The organism is Sphingomonas changbaiensis NBRC 104936 (genome assembly GCF_000974765.1).
GTDB classification, from domain to species: Bacteria; Pseudomonadota; Alphaproteobacteria; order Sphingomonadales; family Sphingomonadaceae; genus Sphingomonas_B; species Sphingomonas_B changbaiensis.
Genome location: NZ_BBWU01000036.1, coordinates 1 through 1,730, shown reverse-complemented (window position 1 = coordinate 1,730; position 1,730 = coordinate 1). Strand labels below are relative to the sequence as shown.

General features: G+C 67.8%; 2 protein-coding genes. Both read right to left on the bottom strand.

Annotation, left to right across the window (positions count from 1 at the left end):
- The coding region (gene ruvX, locus SCH01S_RS08975; RefSeq protein ID WP_046348471.1) for a Holliday junction resolvase RuvX at positions 1-459 on the bottom strand (459 nt) is incomplete at its 3' end.
- Between the two features lie 66 nt (positions 460-525).
- Entirely contained in the window at positions 526-1,635 is a 1,110-nt protein-coding gene (locus SCH01S_RS08970; protein WP_046348470.1) for a DUF3089 domain-containing protein, read from the bottom strand.
- Between the last annotated feature and the right edge of the window lie 95 nt (positions 1,636-1,730).

Sequence of the window (1,730 nt, the reverse complement as noted above, 5' to 3'; positions counted from 1 at the left end):
CCCCATCATCATCGCATCAATGGCGCCCTGGAGGATGTAGGCCGCGGCCATCTTGTCGACGAGCTCGGCGCGTCGCGCGCGACTGGCGTCGGCGTCGAGAAGGGTGCGCGTCACCGCCTGGGTGGACCAGCGCTCGTCCCACAGCAGGATTGGCAGGCCGGCGGGCTCCATGTTGCGGGCGAACGCGCGGACCGATTGCGTGCGGGGCGAATCGCTGCCGTCGAGGTTCAGCGGCAGGCCGATCACCAGCCCACGCACGGCCTGGGCAGCGATGAGCTTGTCCAACGCGGCCTTATCCACGCCGAATTTGGTTCGCCTGATCAGTTCGGCCGGGCTCGCGATCGACCAGCCGGCATCGCATAGCGCAGTGCCGATCGTCTTGGTGCCGACGTCCAGCCCGAGCAGCCTACCGCCCTCGGGCAAGGCGGCGCGGAACTCCGGATGCGAAGCTGTGATCATCCTGCGCTGTGCTCCGGCGAAGGCCGGAGCCGTGCCAGCGACGCTCCGGCCTTCGCCGGAGCACGGTTATTCCTTGTCATAGCTGGCCAATCTTCTCGCCGCATCGGCGCGAACGTTGGCCCAGAACAGGCTGATGTCGAACACATGATAATTGTTGCCGGGCAGCACGTAGGGGGCAAGTTTGGGCGGGGCGCCGATCAGCAGGATGCCGCGCCCGGCGCAGCGAGCCGGGACTTGCCCCGCCTTGATCTCCGCCGCCGACAGGTCGGCCGAGGGATAGAGCGTGCCGAGGTTGGCCGATGCGGGCGCGGCGCCGTTCTGGGTGCCGGTGATCGGGTTCACGCACAGGAAGGGTGTGCCCTTGCGCGGCTGTCCGTCGAAGCCAGTGCTGGCGTCGTAGGTGTCTGTGATCAGGCCGGGATCGGCCGGCTCGGCAAAGCTCATCCACGACAGGATGCAGCCGGCCTGATCGGCGTTGGTGCAGGCAGGCAGGCCAAGCGCGGGGAGGTCGGTGGTGAGCGAAATCGGCCAGCCGACGACATAAGCTGCGACGACGCGCTTCGCGAGCGGCGTGCCGGCGATCCGCTCGCGCAGCAGCCGTTCGAGGTGCAGCGCCCCTTGGCTATGCCCGGCGAGGAAGATCGGCCTGTCCTTCGGCACCTGCGCCACGAACGCATCGAAGGCCGCCAGCACGTCGCGATAGGCGAGGTCGAGCGCCTTTTGGGCATCCGCCTTGTTGGTCAGGAACGCGCCGAACGTCGCCTGCCGGTATTTGGGCGCCCACACCTCGGCGACCTCGTTCCATGCACTCGCCTGGCCGCGGATGAAGAGGCGCGCGCGCTGATTCGCTTCGGCATTGTCGAGATCCATGTTCCACGCGTTCCGGTCGAGGAAGCTGGTCGGATGGATGAAGAACAGCGCCGCCGGCGGGTTCGGATTCGGCTTGTAGCCGGCCGGAACCCAGAGCGCCGGGTCGTTCGGCCCCTTGCCCGGCCGCGAATACCACATCGCCGGATCGGCATAGGCACCCTGCGCCTGGGGCGGTTCGGCCTTGAACGCGACGCTCGGCACGAACACGCGCCGGAACAGGTCGGTCCCGAACAACTGGTAGGCGATCCCCGCGCCCAGCACGAGGATGATCAGCGCGGCGATGACATAGAGGAATTTGCGGTCCACGTGCGGGACGTAGCGCCGGATTCGGCGCCGGCAAGGCTTAACTCCTCCCCGGAACGGGGAGGGGGACCAAGCGAAGCTTGGTGGAGGGGGCGAAG